The 18,406-nt window shown below is 71.7% G+C and carries 12 protein-coding genes; 8 read left to right on the forward strand and 4 right to left on the reverse strand.

Annotated elements, in window-relative coordinates:
• Positions 1-109: 109 nt before the first annotated feature.
• From IF37_RS0123905 to IF37_RS0123920, 4 genes are all read left to right on the forward strand, one after another.
• Positions 110-1,942, forward strand: a complete 1,833-nt coding sequence (locus IF37_RS0123905) for an LpqB family beta-propeller domain-containing protein (RefSeq protein WP_030746044.1) — start codon at positions 110-112, stop codon at positions 1,940-1,942.
• A gap of 230 nt (positions 1,943-2,172) precedes the next feature.
• Complete coding sequence (locus IF37_RS0123910; protein WP_030746047.1) at positions 2,173-3,054, forward strand: ComF family protein; 882 nt, start codon at positions 2,173-2,175, stop codon at positions 3,052-3,054.
• Positions 3,055-3,367: 313 nt separating this feature from the next.
• A complete protein-coding gene (raiA, locus tag IF37_RS0123915) occupies positions 3,368-4,060 on the forward strand; it encodes a ribosome-associated translation inhibitor RaiA (RefSeq protein ID WP_030746050.1) in 693 nt (230 codons plus the stop codon).
• 203 nt (positions 4,061-4,263) lie between these two features.
• Positions 4,264-5,010, forward strand: a complete 747-nt coding sequence (locus IF37_RS0123920; protein ID WP_030746054.1) for a response regulator transcription factor — start codon at positions 4,264-4,266, stop codon at positions 5,008-5,010.
• 3 nt (positions 5,011-5,013) lie between these two features.
• Here IF37_RS0123920 and IF37_RS0123925 read toward each other — a convergent pair whose 3' ends face one another.
• Complete coding sequence (locus IF37_RS0123925) at positions 5,014-6,189, reverse strand: winged helix-turn-helix domain-containing protein (protein ID WP_030746058.1); 1,176 nt, start codon at positions 6,187-6,189, stop codon at positions 5,014-5,016.
• Between the two features lie 52 nt (positions 6,190-6,241).
• Positions 6,242-6,835, reverse strand: coding sequence for a GNAT family N-acetyltransferase (locus IF37_RS0123930; protein WP_030746060.1), 594 nt, complete (start codon positions 6,833-6,835; stop codon positions 6,242-6,244).
• Between the two features lie 253 nt (positions 6,836-7,088).
• Between IF37_RS0123930 and secA the strand changes: the two genes are divergently transcribed.
• Entirely contained in the window at positions 7,089-9,899 is a 2,811-nt protein-coding gene (gene secA, locus IF37_RS0123935; protein ID WP_030746063.1) for a preprotein translocase subunit SecA, read from the forward strand.
• 209 nt (positions 9,900-10,108) lie between these two features.
• On the opposite strand, the gene IF37_RS0123940 is transcribed toward secA, so the two are convergent.
• Positions 10,109-10,588 (reverse strand): Rv3235 family protein, encoded by a 480-nt coding sequence (locus IF37_RS0123940; RefSeq protein WP_030746066.1) that lies wholly within the window; start codon positions 10,586-10,588, stop codon positions 10,109-10,111.
• Positions 10,589-10,918: 330 nt separating this feature from the next.
• Here IF37_RS0123940 and IF37_RS0123945 point away from each other — a divergent pair, with 330 nt between their 5' ends.
• Entirely contained in the window at positions 10,919-11,431 is a 513-nt protein-coding gene (locus tag IF37_RS0123945) for a hypothetical protein (RefSeq protein ID WP_030746069.1), read from the forward strand.
• 58 nt (positions 11,432-11,489) lie between these two features.
• Positions 11,490-12,158 carry an HAD family hydrolase gene (locus tag IF37_RS0123950; protein ID WP_030746071.1) on the forward strand — a complete coding sequence of 223 codons (669 nt, stop codon included), beginning with the start codon at positions 11,490-11,492 and terminating at the stop codon, positions 12,156-12,158.
• 66 nt (positions 12,159-12,224) lie between these two features.
• Here the strand turns inward: IF37_RS0123950 and IF37_RS0123955 are convergent, their stop codons facing one another.
• Entirely contained in the window at positions 12,225-12,791 is a 567-nt protein-coding gene (locus tag IF37_RS0123955) for a DJ-1/PfpI family protein (RefSeq protein ID WP_030746074.1), read from the reverse strand.
• Positions 12,792-13,416: 625 nt separating this feature from the next.
• Between IF37_RS0123955 and IF37_RS0123960 the strand changes: the two genes are divergently transcribed.
• Positions 13,417-18,360, forward strand: coding sequence for an NAD-glutamate dehydrogenase (locus IF37_RS0123960; protein WP_030746077.1), 4,944 nt, complete (start codon positions 13,417-13,419; stop codon positions 18,358-18,360).
• Positions 18,361-18,406: the final 46 nt, after the last annotated feature.

Genomic DNA, 18,406 nt, shown 5'->3' on the forward strand with positions numbered 1-18,406 from the left:
CCCCGGCGCGCCGGGGACGGGCCGGCCGCGCGTCCGGCGCCCGACGCGGGCGGGGACCGGCCGGAGGCCGCCCGGCCGCAGGACTCGACCGAGCCAGGGGAGGCATTTCGTGGCCGCTGACCGCGAGGGGGGCGCACGGCGGCGGCCGGGGCGCGCGGTGGCGTTCGCCGCTTTGGGCATCGTTCTGCTGGCCGGTTGCGCCTCGATGCCCGACAGCGGGGACCTGCGGGACGTGGAGTCCACGCCGCGCCAGGACACCGGGGTGCGGGTGTTCGCCATGCCACCGGCCGACGGCGCCGGTCCCGGCGAGATCATGCAGGGCTTCCTGGAGGCGCTGACCAGCGACGACCCGCAATACGACACGGCCCGCAAGTATCTGACGACCGACGCGGCGCACACCTGGCGGCCGGAGCGGTCGGCCACCGTCCTGGCCAACGGGCCGAGCATCGAGACCGATTGCAGCCCGGGCGGCCGGGAGGAGACCAACAGCGTCACCTGTGTGCTCACCGGCAGCCGGGTCGCCACGGTCGACGCGCAGCAGGCCTACCAGCCCGCCGGCGGCACCTACCGCAAGAAGCTGCACCTGACGAAGAACCCCAAGAGCGGGCAGTGGCGCATCGACGGACTGCCCGACGGCGTCGTCATGGGCAAGTCGGACTTCCAGCGGAACTACAAGTCCGTCGACAAGTACTACTTCGCCTCCGACACGGCGGTCGGGGCGGGCGGACAGCCGGTGGCGGTCGCCGACCCGGTGTTCGTGCGCGGCAAGGTGGACCCGATGACCCAGCTGGTCCGTTCGCTGTTGAACGGGCCCACCGCCTGGCTCGGACCGGTGGTCAGGTCGAGTTTCCCGACCGGTACGGCGCTCGCCAAGGGCACGTCCGGGCTGGCGCCGGACGACCAGAACCGGCTGACCGTGCCGCTGAACCTCAAGCCGTCGCAGGTCACGGCCGGCAAGTGCACCGAGATGGCGACGCAGGTGCTGTTCACCCTGCGGAACCTGACACCGACGCTGGACTCCGTCGAGCTGCGGGGCACCGGTGACGACCGGCTGTGCGAACTGTCCGAGGAGCGCGCCGAGTCCGCCGCCTGGCACGGCTCGTCCAAGCGCCCCGAGTACGTGTACTTCATCGACGGCAAGCGCCGGGTGGTGCGGATGCAGACCGCGAGCACCGGCACCGGCTCCGTCCCGGTGCCGGGCCCGCTGGGCGAGGGCGGCAGGGGGCTGCGCTCGGTGGCGGTGTCGAGGGACGAGCACACCGCGGCCGGGGTCGGGGACGAGGGCGCGTCGCTGTACGTGACCTCGCTGGCGGCGGACAGCTCGCTCGGCGAGCCGCTGGTGACCAGCACCGGTGCGACCCCCGAGGAACGGCTGTCCACGCCGAGCTGGGACGCGCGCGGCGACCTGTGGGTGGCCGACCGCGATCCGAACCGGACCCGGCTGTTCGTGCTGGAGCAGGGCGCCGAGAAACCGGAGCAGGTCGCCGTGCCCGATCTGTCCGGGACGATCGAGGAAGCGCGCGTGGCCGCCGACGGGGCGCGGATCGCGCTGGTCGTGGCCAAGGACGGCAAGCAGTCCCTGCTCATCGGCCGCATCCAGCGCGACGACGGCACCGGGCAGGGCATCTCGGTGGACGGACTGCGCTCCGCGACACCGGACCTGGAGCAGGTCAGCGCCCTGTCCTGGGCCGGGGACAGCAGGCTGTTGGTCGTCGGGCAGGAGCAGGGGGGCGTGCAGCAGATGCGCTACGTCCAGGACGACGGATCCACCCTCGACGGTCCGGCACCGGGCGCGCTGACCAGCGTCAAGGCGATCGCCGCGTCCGAGGACGAGCACGTGCCGCTGGTGGCCCACTCGGAGGACGGGATCGTGCGGCTGCCGTCCGGCGCGCAGTGGCAGAAGGTCGACAAGGACGGCACGGCACCGGTCTATCCGGGCTGACGGCACGCGCATGGCGCCGGTCCGTCCGGGCCGACGGCACGCACACGGCTCCGGTCCATCCGGGCTGACGGCACGCGCATGGCACCGGTCCGTCGGGGCCGACGGCACGCGTCGTCCCCGCGTTGGACCGCGCTGGCCCGTGCCGGTCCTTCGCCGGTGGCGGGAGGTTGTCCACAGGTGGTTTTCCACAGGGGTGGCCGGCCCGCGGTGGTGTCGGCACAGTGGTGGTCATGCGGGGCTGGTGGCAGGACCTCACCGACCTGGTGCTGCCGGCCGACTGCGCGGGCTGCGGCGCACCTCGTACGGCGCTGTGCCCACGCTGCCGGGCGGTGCTGGACCGGGGCGTGCCGCGGCGGGTGCGGCCGTCGCCGGAACCGGCGGGGCTGCCACCGGTGCTGGCGGTGGCTCCGTACGCGGCGGAGGCGCGGGAGCTGCTGCTCGCCCACAAGGAGCGGGGCGCGCTGGCACTCGCGCCGGTGCTGGGCGCGGCGCTGGCGCGGGCCGTGCGGGCGGGTCTCGGCCGGGGCGGCGGTGCCGGTGCGAGCGGCGGTGACCGGCCGGGGGGTCCTGGGCGCGGGCCCGTGCTGCTGGTCCCGGTGCCCTCCGCCCGGTGGGCCGTGCGGGCGCGCGGGCACGATCCGGTGCGGCGGATGGCGCTCGCGGCGGCCGGGGAGCTGCGGCGCACCGGGACACCGGCCCGCGTGGCGGCCGTGCTGCGCCAGCGGCGGGCCGTGGCCGACCAGGCGGGGCTGGACGCCCGGCGGCGCCTGGAGAACGTGGCCGGGGCCCTGGAGGTGTCCGCGGACGGTGGCCGGCTGCTCGGCGCGGGCCGTGTCGTGCTCGTCGACGACCTGATGACGACGGGTGCCAGCCTCGCGGAGGCGGCGCGGGCCCTGCGGGAGGCGGAGGCATCCCGTCGCGATGGCGGAACGGCTGTGTATCGGGCCATAACCCGGGAAGGTAGGGAGGAACGATGGATGGGTGTACGCCGGGAGAGGAGGCAGTGGGTGCGCAGAGCACCGGAAAAAGTGCTGTCGAACGCCCTCGGACGGGTGTCGCTTGCCGCAGTGATCGCGGCTCCCGGCGATTCTTTCGAAAAGAACAGGAACTGATCGCCAACGTGCGTCGTTCCAGGTAGCGAGAGGCTCAATTCACTTGAACGGAGGTAAGTCGCAGTAGAGGGTGACGCCATCCGTCCGGGCGAGATATGTTCGGTTGTGAGGAAAGCCGCAGGCCACACCTCGCTTATCCGAATGCCGTGCCGCGGGTTTTTCCGCAATCACCCGCGGCGATGGGGTGGAGAACTCGCCCATGGGGGAGGAGGAGGTGGAAGTCACCGAGTCCGAGGTCCGGTGAGTACCGGACCTGGTGCGAAAGGGAGATGCTCCGCCGAGGCGGCGGAGCGATCCGGGAACGGAGTTCTGCGTGGACATCGTCGTCAAAGGCCGCAAGACCGAGGTGCCCGAGCGGTTCCGCAAGCACGTGGCCGAGAAGCTGAAGCTGGAGAAGATCCAGAGGCTCGATGCCAAGGTGATCAGCCTCGACGTCGAGGTGTCCAAGGAGCCCAACCCCCGACAGGCCGACCGCTGTGACCGAGTGGAGATCACGCTCCGCTCCCGCGGTCCGGTGATCCGGGCGGAGGCAGCGGCCAGCGACCCGTACGCCGCGCTCGACCTGGCGGCGGAGAAGCTTGACGCGCGACTGCGCAAGCAGCACGACAAGCGGTTCTCGCGCCGAGGCGCGCGCCGGATCCCGGCGGCGGAGGTCGCCGACCACGTCCCGGGCGCGGCGACACTGAACGGCGCCGGCCTCCCCGTCCACGACGAGGAATCGGACGGAGTGCCCACCAAGAAGATCGGCTCGCTGGAGGTCAAGGGTGAAGGCCCCCTCGTGGTCCGCGAGAAGACCCACGTCGCCTCCCCGATGACCCTCGACCAGGCTCTCTACGAGATGGAACTGGTCGGCCACGACTTCTACCTGTTCGTCGACTCCGAGACGAAGGAGCCGAGCGTCGTCTACCGGCGGCACGCCTACGACTACGGCGTCATCCACCTCAGCACGGACCCGATGGTCGCCGAGGCGCAGAACCCCGCGGCGGGTGGCACGCTGGGCGGCTGATCCGCCCGGCTGAAGCTGAGCCGGTGCCCCTGGAGCGCGCGTGCGCCCCCAGGGGCACCGGCGTGCGACCAGTTCGCGCCCCGCACGTCACCTCGGTGTCGCCCGGGCATGGAATCATGGCCGGACCGGCCCAACCGGTGGGCCGTTGCCTTGGGTTGGCGATGGCACAGGACAACAGGCCACAGCCTTCAGGGGGAGGAACGATGGCGGACACCTTCGGACCGATGCGGGCCGGGGATGCCGGCGGCGATGCCGACGGCAGGCGCCCGGAGGCGGACTCCGCGCGCGCGGAGCCGATCCGGGTCCTGGTCGTGGACGACCACGCCCTCTTCCGGCGCGGTCTGGAGATCGTGCTCGCGGCCGAGGAGGACATCCAGGTCGTCGGCGAGGCGGGCGACGGCGCCGAGGCCGTCGACAAGGCGGCCGACCTGCTGCCCGACATCGTGCTGATGGACGTCCGCATGCCCAAGCGCGGCGGCATCGAGGCGTGCACCTCCATCAAGGAGGTCGCACCCAGCGCGAAGATCATCATGCTGACGATCAGCGACGAGGAAGCCGACCTCTACGACGCGATCAAGGCGGGCGCGACCGGATACCTCCTCAAGGAGATCTCCACCGACGAGGTGTCCACCGCCATCCGCGCGGTGGCCGACGGGCAGTCGCAGATCAGCCCGTCGATGGCGGCCAAACTCCTCACCGAGTTCAAGTCGATGATCCAGCGCACCGACGAGCGCCGGCTGGTGCCCGCGCCCCGGCTCACCGACCGGGAGCTGGAGGTCCTCAAGCTCGTCGCCACGGGCATGAACAACCGGGACATCGCCAAGGAGCTGTTCATCTCCGAGAACACCGTGAAGAACCACGTCCGCAACATCCTGGAGAAGCTGCAACTGCACTCCCGGATGGAGGCCGTGGTCTACGCGATGCGCGAGAAGATCCTGGAGATCCGCTAGCGCCTACCCGAGGAGAGCGGCCAGCTCCCTGGCGAGGGGCTCGCGCAGCTCGGGCGCGTCCGCGCGCTCGACGCGGACGTTCGTGCAGTCCACCCAGGCCGCCGCCTCGACCAGCGCCCGGGCGACCGCCGGGACCGCCTTCGGACCGTCCAGGGTGACCTGCCTGGCCACCAGCGTGCGGCCCTCGCGCGCCGGGTCCACCCGCCCGACCAGCCGGCCGCCGGCCAGCACCGGCATCGCGAAGTACCCGTGGACCCGCTTGGGCTTGGGGACGTACGCCTCCAGCCGGTGGCTGAACCCGAAGATCCGCTCCGTGCGCGCCCGCTCCCAGATCAGGGAGTCGAACGGCGACAGCAGCGTGGTGCGGTGCCGGCCGCGCGGCGGTGCGGCCAGCGCCTCCGGGTCGGCCCAGGCCGGCCTGCCCCAGCCCTCCACCTCGACCGGCACCAGGCCCGAGTCCGCGATCACCGCGTCGACCTGCTCGCCCTTGAGGCGGTGGTAGTCGGCGATGTCCGCGCGCGTGCCGACACCGAGCGACTCGCCCGCCAGCCGCACCAGCCGGCGCAGGCACTCGATGTCGTCCAGTTCGTCGTGCAGCAGCGCGTCCGGGACCGCGCGCTCGGCGAGGTCGTACACCCGCTTCCAGCCGCGCCGTTCCACGCAGACCACCTCGCCGTACATCAGCGCCCGTTCCACGGCGACCTTCGTGCCCGACCAGTCCCACCAGTCGTTCGTCTTCTTCGCGCCGCCCAGTTCCGTCGCGGTCAGCGGGCCCTCCGCGCGCAGTTGCTTGATGACCTGCTCGTAGGCGCCCGCGGGGAGTTCGTGGTGCCAGTGCGGACGGTCACGGTAGGCGCGGCGGCGGAAGGCGAAGTGCGGCCACTCCTCGATCGGCAGGAGGCAGGCCGCGTGCGACCAGTACTCGAACGCGTGCGTGTCCGTCCAGTACGCCGCCTCCACGGCCGGGCGGCCGACCGCGCCCAGCCGGGCGTACGGCACGAGTTCGTGGGAGCGGGCGAGGACCGAGATCGTGTCGAGCTGGACCGCGCCGAGGTGGCGCAGCACCCCGCGGACGCCCGCGCGCCGGTCGGGCGCGCCGAGAAGGCCCTGGGCACGCAGCGCGATCCGGCGGGCGTCGTCCGCGGTGAGAGTGGTGAGGGGGCGCGGAAGGGTCGTCATGCGTCGGACGATAGAGGGTGCCACTGACAGCCCGCGACGGGCCGTTCCCGGATCAGCGCGGGTGCGGGCACGCGCTTTCGGCGTGCGCGGGCAGATACGGGGCCGTGGACGGCAGACCCAGGTCCGAGGGGAGCAGGGAGCCGATCCAGCAGTCCCGGCGCACCCCCTTGTTGTTGATCCCGGAGCGCAGCGTGCCCTCGACGGTGAAGCCCGCCCGTTCGGCCACCGCGCGGGAGGCGTGGTTGCCGACCTCGGCCCGCCACTCGACGCGGTCGACGCCGACCTCGGTGAACACCCACCGGCAGGCGGTGAGCGCGGCCTCCACGACATAGCCGCGGCCGCGGTGCTCCGCGGCCGCCCAGTAGCCGACCTCGGCCGTGCCGAGCGTGCGCATGGTGAGGGCGAGCATGGCGGCCAGCTCGCCGCCGGGGAGGAACACGCCGAAGGTGAACATCGACCCCTGCGCCCAGCCGTCGGGGACGATCCGCTCGGTGAAGCCGGTCGCGTGCTCGGGCAGATAGGGCGAGGGGATCGTCGTCCAGCGCTGGATGCCGGGGTCCTGCGCGGCCGCGTACACCGCGTCGGTGTCGCCGGGGCCGACCGGGCGCAGCAGGAGACGGTCCGTGGTGAGCGTGACGGGTTCCATCGCCCGATTCTGCGGGGGACGCCCGGGCGGAGCCACGTATTTTCGCGGCGCGTGAGCGGGTGATCACAATTCGCGCAATTCCCGGCACCGGTGCGGCACCATCCGGACGCCCCGTCCGTTGTCCCGGATGAAGCAGTCGTCGGATCGCCAGGCCTCCCGGCGCGGCCGGGTCCTCGCATACGATGGCCGTTGCTCAGTACGTCAGAAGGAAAACCGACCGTCCCAGGCCCGACCGGCAAGGAGACCAGCCCCCGTGTCCGTCCTCTCGAAGATCATGCGTGCAGGCGAAGGCAAGATCCTGCGCAAGCTGCACCGCATCGCGGACCAGGTCAACTCCATCGAAGAGGACTTCGTCGACCTCTCCGACGCCGAGCTGCGCGCGCTCACCGACGAGTACAAGCAGCGGTACGCCGACGGCGAGAGCCTGGACGACCTGCTCCCCGAGGCGTTCGCCACGGTCCGCGAGGCCGCCAAGCGCGTCCTCGGACAGCGTCACTACGACGTGCAGCTGATGGGCGGCGCCGCGCTGCACCTCGGCTACGTGGCGGAGATGAAGACCGGTGAGGGCAAGACCCTCGTCGGCACCCTGCCCGCGTACCTCAACGCCCTGTCCGGCGACGGTGTCCACATCGTCACGGTCAACGACTACCTGGCCGAGCGCGACTCCGAGATGATGGGCCGGGTCCACAAGTTCCTGGGCCTGGAGGTCGGCTGCATCCTCGCCAGCATGACCCCGGCCCAGCGCCGCGAGCAGTACGCGTGCGACATCACCTACGGCACGAACAACGAGTTCGGCTTCGACTACCTCCGCGACAACATGGCGTGGTCGCAGGACGAGCTGGTGCAGCGCGGCCACAACTTCGCCATCGTGGACGAGGTCGACTCCATCCTCATCGACGAGGCCCGTACGCCGCTGATCATCTCCGGTCCGGCCGACCAGGCCACCAAGTGGTACGGCGACTTCGCCAAGCTGGTCACGCGCCTCAAGCGCGGCGAGGCCGGCAACCCGCTCAAGGGCGTCGAGGAGACCGGCGACTACGACGTCGACGAGAAGAAGCGCACGGTCGCCATCCACGAGTCCGGCGTCAGCAAGGTCGAGGACTGGCTGGGCATCGACAACCTCTACGAGTCGGTGAACACCCCCCTCGTGGGCTATTTGAACAACGCCATCAAGGCCAAGGAGCTGTTCAAGCGCGACAAGGACTACGTCGTCATCGACGGCGAGGTCATGATCGTCGACGAGCACACCGGCCGTATCCTCGCCGGCCGCCGCTACAACGAGGGCATGCACCAGGCGATCGAGGCGAAGGAAGGGGTGGACATCAAGGACGAGAACCAGACGCTCGCCACGATCACCCTCCAGAACTTCTTCCGCCTCTACAACAAGCTCTCCGGCATGACCGGTACGGCGATGACCGAGGCCGCCGAGTTCCACCAGATCTACAAGCTCGGCGTGGTCCCGATCCCGACCAACAGGCCGATGGTCCGCAAGGACCAGTCGGACCTGATCTACCGCACCGAGGTGGCCAAGTTCGAGGCGGTCGTCGACGACATCGCCGAGAAGCACGAGAAGGGCCAGCCGATCCTCGTCGGCACCACCTCCGTCGAGAAGTCGGAGTACCTCTCGCAGCAGCTCAGCAAGCGCGGCATCCAGCACGAGGTGCTGAACGCCAAGCACCACGAGCGCGAGGCGTCGATCGTCGCGCAGGCCGGCCGCAAGGGCGCCGTGACGGTGGCCACCAACATGGCCGGCCGCGGTACGGACATCAAGCTCGGCGGCAACCCCGAGGACCTCGCCGAGGCGGAGCTGCGCCAGCAGGGCCTCGACCCCGAGGAGCACATCGAGGAGTGGGCCGCGGCCCTGCCCGCCGCCCTGGAGAAGGCCGAGCAGGCCGTCAAGGCGGAGAAGGACGAGGTCGAGGAGCTGGGCGGCCTCTACGTCCTCGGTACCGAGCGGCACGAGTCGCGGCGCATCGACAACCAGCTGCGGGGCCGTTCCGGCCGTCAGGGCGACCCCGGCGAGTCCCGGTTCTACCTCTCCCTCGGCGACGACCTGATGCGTCTGTTCAAGGCCGCGATGGTCGAGCGCGTGATGTCCATGGCCAACGTGCCGGACGACGTGCCGATCGAGAACAAGATGGTCACGCGCGCGATCGCGTCCGCGCAGTCGCAGGTCGAGACGCAGAACTTCGAGACCCGTAAGAACGTCCTGAAGTACGACGAGGTGCTCAACCGGCAGCGCGAGGTCATCTACGGCGAGCGCCGCCGCGTCCTGGAGGGCGAGGACCTCCAGGAGCAGATCCAGCACTTCATGAACGACACGATCGAGGCGTACGTCGGGGCGGAGACCGCCGAGGGCTTCCCCGAGGACTGGGACCTGGACCGGCTGTGGGGCGCCTTCCGGCAGCTCTACCCGGTGAAGGTCACCATCGACGAGCTGGAGGAGGCGGCCGGTGACCGGGCCGGTCTGACCGCCGAGTTCATCGCGGAGTCCGTCAAGGAGGACATCCACGAGCAGTACCAGGCCCGTGAGACGCAGCTCGGCTCCGAGATCATGCGTGAGCTGGAGCGCCGGGTCGTGCTGTCGGTCCTGGACCGCAAGTGGCGCGAGCACCTCTACGAGATGGACTACCTCCAGGAGGGCATCGGCCTGCGCGCGATGGCGCAGAAGGACCCGCTGGTCGAGTACCAGCGCGAGGGCTTCGACATGTTCACCGCGATGATGGACGGCATCAAGGAGGAGTCCGTCGGCTACCTGTTCAACCTGGAGGTCCAGGTCGAGCAGCAGGTCGAGGAGGTCCCGGTCGAGGAGGCCCAGCCGGTCGGCGAGGGCGTGCAGGACACGGTGCCGGCCCAGGCGGGCGCGCGTCCCGAGATCCGCGCGAAGGGACTGGACGTCCCGCAGCGCCGGGACCTGCACTTCTCCGCGCCGACGGTGGACGGTGAGGGCGGCGTGGTCGAGCGCGACCTGGAGGACGACGAGCCGGTGCGCTCCGAGTCCGACGGTCTGACGCGGGCCGAGCGGCGCAAGCAGGCGAAGGGCGGCCGGCGCCGCAAGAAGTAGCGCCGACGAGCCGACGAGCAGAGAAGGGCCGGGTCTCCCACGGGACTCGGCCCTTCCGCGTTGCCGGCGGTACCGGCCCCGGCCGCCCCGCGCCCACGGCGGTCGTACGCAGGCCGGTACCGGCCCGGGCCCCGCCCCCCGCTCACGGCGGTCGTACGGCGGCCTCCCGGCCCCCTCCCGGCGCGGTGGCGGGCGTTCGGGCCCGGGGGCTACGTCGGGCCCGTCTCCACCGCCGTGCAGCGCCAGCGGAGGTCCTGGCCCAGCTCCAGGCGGAACGCCATCGCCCGCAGCCGGTCGCCGGCGGAGATGCGGGCGAAGACCTCCAGGGCGCCCTCGCTCGGGACGTAGTAGCCGATGTCGTGGACGGCGGGGCGGGTACCGAAGGCGCGCAGCGGGCCGCGCTCGGCCAGGCGCACCAGGTCGTCGTAGGCGCGGCCCGCCGTGTGCCGGAGCATCCAGTGGACGGGCCGCCGCCCGCTCAGGACGGCGAGCAGGCGGTCGGCGAAGAGGTCGGTCGGGCGCGGCTGCGGTACGGCCGTCCCGGGCGCCGTGCGGGGCCGCTCGGCGCGCGTGGCCGCCGGCCGGCTGGGCGTGCGGGGTGGTGCGCCGCCCGGCCGGCGGGAGTCGCGGCGGGTCGGCGGACGATGCCGCGGGCGGGGCTGGGGGGTACGGCTCATGACCTTGTTCATGGGGGTCCCCGTTTCGGCGGGCCCGGGGGATACCGGGCGGTAACTCGCTGGTGGGCATCTTGTACGGGGTGCGGGAGGCGCCCGCAAGGAAGGAGCGGCGGGCGGGACGGGCTCCGCAGGTTCACCTATCCGAGTGAGGCGGGAGGCCGCCGCCCCCGTGGGCGGGCGGCGGGACCGGGTGAAACGGCAGCGCGGGGTGGACGTCCGCACGGGTGCGGGCAGGGACCCGAAAGGGGACGGGCGCACGTATCCTGAAGGCCCTCCGGGAGACGCGCCAGCCGCTCTCCCCGGGGCCCCAGCGGAGCCTTTGACCAGGAAAGAGCGGCCAGCATGCGCGTCTACGTCCCCCTGACCCTCCCCGCTCTGGCCGAGGCGCACCGGACGGGTGAGCTGGGGAGCGGTCCGTTCGTCGCGTACGCCGTCACGCCCGCACTGCGCGAGTGGTACCTCTCCGAGGACATCGAGGAGCTGGAGTACGCGGCGCTCGGCCGTGCCGCGCTGGCCTCGCTGCGGCTGCTGGCGGCGGACGCGGGAGCCGTCCGGCGCCGGGTCGTGGTCGCCGTGGACGTGCCCGACGGCGCGGCGAGCGCCGACCCGGACCGCGCGCTCGATCCGTCCGCCCTCGGTGAGGTGACCGTGGCGGTGTCGGTGCCGCTCGTGAAGGCGGCCTCCGTGCACCTCGACGCCGACGACGCGGAGGCGGACGTGGCCGCCGCGGCGGACGCGCTGGGCGCGGCGGACGGCGGGGACGACGACGCCCGGTTCGTCGTGGACGGGGCCGACGACCACGAGCTGCTGTGGTACGCCACGCAGGAGATCCCCAACCTGGTCGGCCAGGGCTGACCTGCGCCGATCGGGCCCGCAGCGCTGACTGTCAGTGGGGGCGGGTACGGTCTTGGACATGGGGACGCAGGCAAACGCGCACATCGTCTGGGACTGGAACGGCACGCTCTTCCACGACAACGACGCGATCATCGGGGCGACGAACGCGGCCTTCGCCGAGCTGGGGCTCGCGCCGATCACGCTGGAGCAGTACCGCGCGCTGTACTGCGTGCCGGTGCCGAAGTTCTACGAGCGGCTGCTCGGCCGGCTGCCCTCCGACGCCGAGTGGGAACTGATGGACGGCGTCTTCCACCGGTACTACGCCGAGCACCGGGTGCGGTGCGGGCTCACCGAGGGGGCGGAGGGACTGCTCGCGGGGTGGCGGTCGGACGGACACAGCCAGTCGCTGCTGAGCATGTACGGGCACGAGGAACTGGTGCCGCTGGTCCGGGGCTTCGGGATCGAGACGCACTTCCTGCGGGTGGACGGGCGCACCGGGCCGTCCGGGGGCAGCAAGGCCGAGCACATGGTGCGGCACCTGGAGGCGCTGACCGGGGTGGCGGCGCCGGAGCGGACCGTGGTGATCGGGGACGCGGCGGACGACGCGGTCGCCGCACGGCACGTCGGGGCCCGGGCGGTGCTGTACAGCGGGGGCTCGCACAGCCGGGCCAGCCTGGAGGGCGTGGGCGTGCCGGTGGTGGACACACTGGCCGAGGCGGTGGCGGAGGCGCGGCGGATAGCGGCGTAGCGGCTCGCCGGGCAGATACCCGCCGGGCCGGGGCGCACGGGTCCGCGCCCCCGGCCGGGCCCTGCCTCAGCTCGCCGGTGCCGTCGTGCGCAGTACCGTCAGGAACTCCCGCATCCACGCCGGATGGTCCGGCCAGGCCCGCGCGGAGACCAGCGTGCCGTCGACGACCGCCTCGGAGTCCTGGAAGCCCGCCCCGGCCGCCTGCATGTCCGGCTCCAGCGCGGGATAGGCGGTGACCCGGCGCCCGCGCAGGGAGTCGATCGCGGCGGTGAGCAGCGGGCCGTGGCAGATCTGGGCGACGGGCTTGTCGGCGTCGAAGAACGCCTTGAGGATCTTGCGCAGTTCGGGGTCGTTGCGCAGGTACTCGGGGGCCCGGCCGCCGGGGATGACCAGGGCCGCGTACGCACCCGGGTCGACCTCGGCGAAGGCCAGGTCGGCGGGCCAGGTGTAGCCGGGCTTCTCGGTGTAGGTGTCGTAGCCGGGTTCGAAGTCGTGCACGACGAAGCGGAGCGTCTTGCGGGTGGGGGCCGCGATGTGGACCTCGTAGCCCTCCTCGAGCAGCCGCTGGTACGGGTAGAGGACCTCCAGGGACTCCGCTGCGTCGCCGGTGACGATGAGGATCTTCGTGGGCATGTCGGCTCCTCGGGGCAGACTCCGGGCCCCGCGCGCGGGACGCCGGGCCGGACGGGCGGGTGGAACGCCGGGCGGTGCGGTGGGACTCCGGGCACCGTGCCCCCGCCGGGCCCGCTTGCCAAGAGGGCCCGGTGGTTTTCAGGGTGCGACGCGGGGCACGCGGGCGCGACCGGATACGTCACGCGCCCCCGCCCCGCCGCTGTGCAGACCGTCAAACTTCACCCCTTCGTTTTGTACACAAGCGGCTCATGACGCACCCCGGGTGAGGGGAGATAGCCTTGTGGCGTGATCAGCGCGATATCTCGCGGGGGCGATGCTGCCCCCGCCCCGCGCCCGGGCCGCACGGAGCACCTCCGTGACCGGGCGGCGGTCGCTGGTCTTCGCGGGCGGGGCGGGGGCGCGGAAGCCCCCGGGGCGCCGGGGACGGCCGGGATGGCGGCGGTGCCGAGAGCAGCGTCACACCCGGCGAATGTCTCGACAATGGCCGAATTCCCCCCGCTCATCTCACCTCGCGGCATACCGTCGGAAGCGACCGGACATCCCGGGCCGTGGCGTGGTGTCGCAAGGGAAGAGACCGTACTTCCTTCTACGTCACGCAACGGCGCGCGACAGGAGCCAGAGGACAATGCAGACCAAGCTGGACGAAGCCAAGGCCGAGCTGCTCGAAAGGGCCGCCCGGGTAGCTGAGAACAGCCCGGTCGGGGGGCACCTACCGACCGGGACGACGAGCGAGGGCACCCCCGGCACCCCGGACAGCGAATCCGTGCTCGCGTTCCTCCAGCGCTATTACCTGCACACCGCACCGGAGGACCTCGCCGACCGTGACCCGGTCGACGTCTTCGGCGCCGCGGTCTCGCACCACCGTCTCGCCGAGACCCGCCCCCAGGGCACCGCGAACGTCCGCGTGCACACGCCCACCGTGGAAGAGAACGGGTGGACGTGCAGCCACACCGTCGTGGAGGTCGTCACCGACGACATGCCCTTCCTCGTCGACTCGGTGACGAACGAGCTGACCCGGCAGGGGCGTGGCATCCACGTCGTCATCCACCCGCAGTTCGTCGTCCGGCGCGACCTGACCGGCAAGCTGATCGAGGTGCTGCCGACCCCGCCCGGCGGCGACCTCCCGCACGACGCGCACACCGAGTCCTGGATCCACGTCGAGATCGACCGGGAGACCGACCGCGCCGATCTGAAGCAGATCACCGCCGACCTGCTGCGCGTCCTGTCCGACGTCCGGGAGGCCGTCGAGGACTGGGAGAAGATGCGGGACGCGGCGACCCGGATCGCCGACGGCCTGGAGAGCGAGCCCGTCCCGGGCGACATGCCCCGGCCCGAGGTCGAGGAGGCCCGCGAGCTGCTGCACTGGCTGGCCAAGGACCACTTCACCTTCCTCGGCTACCGCGAGTACCAGCTGCGCGACGACGACACGCTCGCCGCCGTGCCCGGCACGGGTCTCGGCATACTGCGCTCGGACCCGCACCACGCCGAGGACGACCAGCACCCGGTCAGCCCCTCCTTCGAGCGCCTGCCGGCCGACGCCCGCGCCAAGGCCCGCGAGCACAAGCTGCTGGTGCTGACCAAGGCCAACAGCCGCTCCACCGTGCACCGGCCGTCGTACCTGGACTACATCGGCGTGAAGAAGTTCGACGCGGACGGCAACGTCGTCGGCGAGCGCCGCTTCCTCGGCCTGTTCTCCTCCGCCGCCTACACCGACTCCGTGCGCCGGGTCCCGGTGGTCCGCCGCAAGGTCGACGAGGTGCTGGACCGCGCCGGCTTCTCGCCCAACAGCCACGACGGCCGCGACCTGCTCCAGATCATGGAGACCTACCCGCGCGACGAGCTGTTCCAGACGCCGGTCGCCGAACTCCAGTCGATCGTCACGAGCGTCCTCTACCTCCAGGAGCGCCGCCGGCTGCGGCTGTACCTGCGCCAGGACGAGTACGGCCGCTACTACTCGGCGCTCGTCTACCTCCCGCGCGACCGCTACACCACCGGTGTCCGCCTGCGGATCATCGACATCCTGAAGGAGGAGCTCGGCGGCATCAGCGTCGACTTCACCGCCTGGAACACCGAGTCGATCCTGTCCCGGCTGCACTTCGTCGTCCGGGTCCCGCAGGGCACCGAGCTGCCCGAGCTGTCGGACACCGACAAGGAGCGCATCGAGGCACGCCTGGTCGAGGCGGCCCGCTCCTGGGCGGACGCGTTCGCCGAGGCGCTGACCGCCGAGTGCGGCGAGGAGCGCGCGGCCGAGGTGCTGCGCCGCTACAGCCAGGCCTTCACCGAGGGCTACAAGGCCGACCACAGCCCGCGGGCCGCCGTCGCCGACCTGGTCCACCTGGAGCAGCTCAGCGAGGACAAGGCCTTCAGCCTGAGCCTGTACGAGCCGGTGGGTGCCGCGCCCGACGAGCGCCGCTTCAAGATCTACCAGAAGGGCGGCTCGGTCTCCCTCTCCAAGGTGCTGCCGGTGCTGAGCCGGCTCGGCGTCGAGGTCACCGACGAGCGGCCGTACGAGCTGCGCTGCTCCGACCGCACCACCGCCTGGATCTACGACTTCGGTCTGCGCATGCCGAAGTCGCTCGGCGGCGGCAACGGCGACTACCTGGGCGACGACGGCCGTGAGCGGTTCCAGGACGCGTTCGCCGCGACCTGGACCGGCAAGGCCGAGAACGACGGCTTCAACGCCCTGGTGCTGAGCGCCGGACTGACCTGGCGGCAGGCGATGGTGCTGCGCGCCTACGCCAAGTACCTGCGGCAGGCCGGTTCGACCTTCTCGCAGGACTACATGGAGGACACCCTCCGCAACAACGTCCACACCACCCGGCTGCTCGTCTCCCTGTTCGAGGCGCGGATGGCCCCGGAGCGGCAGCAGGCCGGCGTGGAGATCACCGACGCGCTGCTGGAGGAGCTGGACGCGGCGCTGGAGCAGGTGGCCAGCCTCGACGAGGACCGCATCCTGCGGTCGTTCCTGACCGTCATCAAGGCCACCCTGCGCACGAACTTCTTCCAGCGGACCGACGGCGACGCCCCGCACGACTACGTCTCCATGAAGTTCGACCCGCGGGCCATCCCGGACCTGCCCGCGCCGCGCCCGGCATACGAGATCTGGGTGTACTCGCCGCGGGTGGAGGGCGTGCACCTGCGCTTCGGCAAGGTCGCCCGGGGCGGTCTGCGCTGGTCCGACCGGCGCGAGGACTTCCGCACGGAGATCCTCGGCCTGGTCAAGGCGCAGATGGTGAAGAACACCGTCATCGTGCCGGTCGGCGCGAAGGGCGGCTTCGTCGCCAAGCAGCTGCCCGACCCGGCCCAGGACCGCGACGCCTGGCTGGCCGAGGGCGTCGCCAGCTACAAGACGTTCATCTCGGCACTGCTCGACATCACCGACAACATGGTGGCCGGCGAGGTCGTGCCGCCGCAGGACGTGGTCCGGCACGACGGTGACGACACCTACCTGGTGGTCGCCGCCGACAAGGGCACCGCGACCTTCTCGGACATCGCCAACGGGGTGGCCGGGGAGTACGACTTCTGGCTCGGTGACGCCTTCGCCTCCGGCGGCTCGGCCGGTTACGACCACAAGGGCATGGGCATCACCGCCCGCGGCGCCTGGGAGTCCGTGAAGCGGCACTTCCGCGAGCTGGGCGTGGACACGCAGTCCGAGGACTTCACGGTCGTCGGCATCGGTGACATGTCCGGCGACGTGTTCGGCAACGGCATGCTGCTGTCCGAGCGGATCCGCCTGGTCGCCGCCTTCGACCACCGGCACATCTTCATCGACCCCACCCCGGACGCGGCCACCTCCTACGCCGAGCGCCGCCGCCTGTTCGAGCTGCCCCGCTCCAGCTGGGCCGACTACGACACCGGGCTGCTGTCGGCGGGCGGCGGGATCTTCCCGCGCAGCGCCAAGGCGATCACGCTGAACAGCCACATCCGCGAGGCCCTCGGCATCGAGGGCAAGGTCGCCAAGATGACCCCGGCCGACCTGATGAAGGCGATCCTCAGGGCGCCGGTGGACCTGCTGTGGAACGGCGGCATCGGCACGTACGTGAAGTCGTCGGCGGAGTCGAACGCGGACGTCGGCGACAAGGCCAACGACGCCATCCGCGTCGACGGCCAGGACCTGCGGGTCAAGGTCGTCGGCGAGGGCGGCAACCTGGGCCTGACCCAGCTCGGCCGGATCGAGTTCGCCGTGCACGGCGGCAAGATCAACACCGACGCGATCGACAACAGCGCCGGCGTGGACACCTCCGACCACGAGGTGAACATCAAGATCTTGCTGAACGGCCTGGTCGCGGACGGCGACATGACCGTCAAGCAGCGCAACAAGCTGCTCGCCGAGATGACCGACGAGGTCGGCGCGCTGGTCCTGCGCAACAACTACGCGCAGAACACCGCCCTGGCCAACGCCCTGTTCCAGGCCAAGGACATGCTCCACGCCCAGCAGCGGTTCATCCGCCACCTGGTGCGCGAGGGCCACCTGGACCGGGCGCTGGAGTTCCTGCCGACCGACCGGCAGATCCGCGAGCGCCTCACCCAGAGCCAGGGCCTGACCGGTCCGGAGACGGCCGTCGTCCTGGCGTACACGAAGATCACGGTGGCCGAGGAGCTGCTGCGCACCTCGCTGCCGGACGACCCGTACCTGCGCACGCTGCTGCACGCGTACTTCCCGACGGCCCTGCGCGAGCGCTTCGCCGAGGCCATCGACAACCACCCGCTGCGCCGTGAGATCACCACGACCGTGCTGGTCAACGACACGGTCAACACGGGCGGTACGACGTATCTGCACCGGCTGCGCGAGGAGACCGGCGCCTCCCTGGAGGAGATCGTCCGGGCCCAGACCGCGGCCCGCGCGATCTTCCGCTCGGCGCCGGTCTGGGACGCGGTGGAAGCCCTGGACAACAAGGTCGACGCGGGCGTCCAGACCCGCATCCGGCTGCACTCGCGCCGCCTGGTCGAGCGCGGCACGCGCTGGCTGCTCAACAACCGGCCGCAGCCGCTCCAGCTCGCCGAGACGGTCGAGTTCTTCGCCGAGCGGGTCGAGCGGGTCTGGCAGGAGCTGCCGAAGCTGCTGCGCGGCGCGGACCAGGACTGGTACCAGCACGTGTACGACGAGCTGTCCGCGGCCGGCGTGCCGGACGAGCTGGCCACCCGCGTGGCCGGCTTCTCCTCCGCCTTCCCGGCGCTCGACATCGTGTCGGTGGCCGACCGTATGGGCAGGGAGCCGCTGGACGTCGCCGAGATCTACTACGACCTCGCCGACCGGCTGAACATCACCCAGCTCATGGACCGCATCGTCGAGCTGCCCCGCACCGACCGCTGGCAGTCGATGGCCCGCGCCTCCATCCGCGAGGACCTGTACGCGGCCCACGCGGCGCTCACGGCGGACGTGTTCGCCGCCGGCAACGGCAGCTCGACGCCCGAGCAGCGGTTCTCGGCGTGGGAGCAGAAGAACGGCGCGATCCTGGGCCGGGCCCGCACCACCCTGGACGAGATCCGCGGTTCGGACTCCTTCGACCTCGCCAACCTGTCGGTGGCGATGCGCACGATGCGGACGCTGCTGCGCACGCACTCGTAGCCGTACGACGACAGGCGCCCCGGGCCGTGGCGGCCCGGGGCGCCTT

This window comes from Streptomyces sp. NRRL S-31 (assembly GCF_000718775.1).
Classification (GTDB): domain Bacteria; phylum Actinomycetota; class Actinomycetes; order Streptomycetales; family Streptomycetaceae; genus Streptomyces.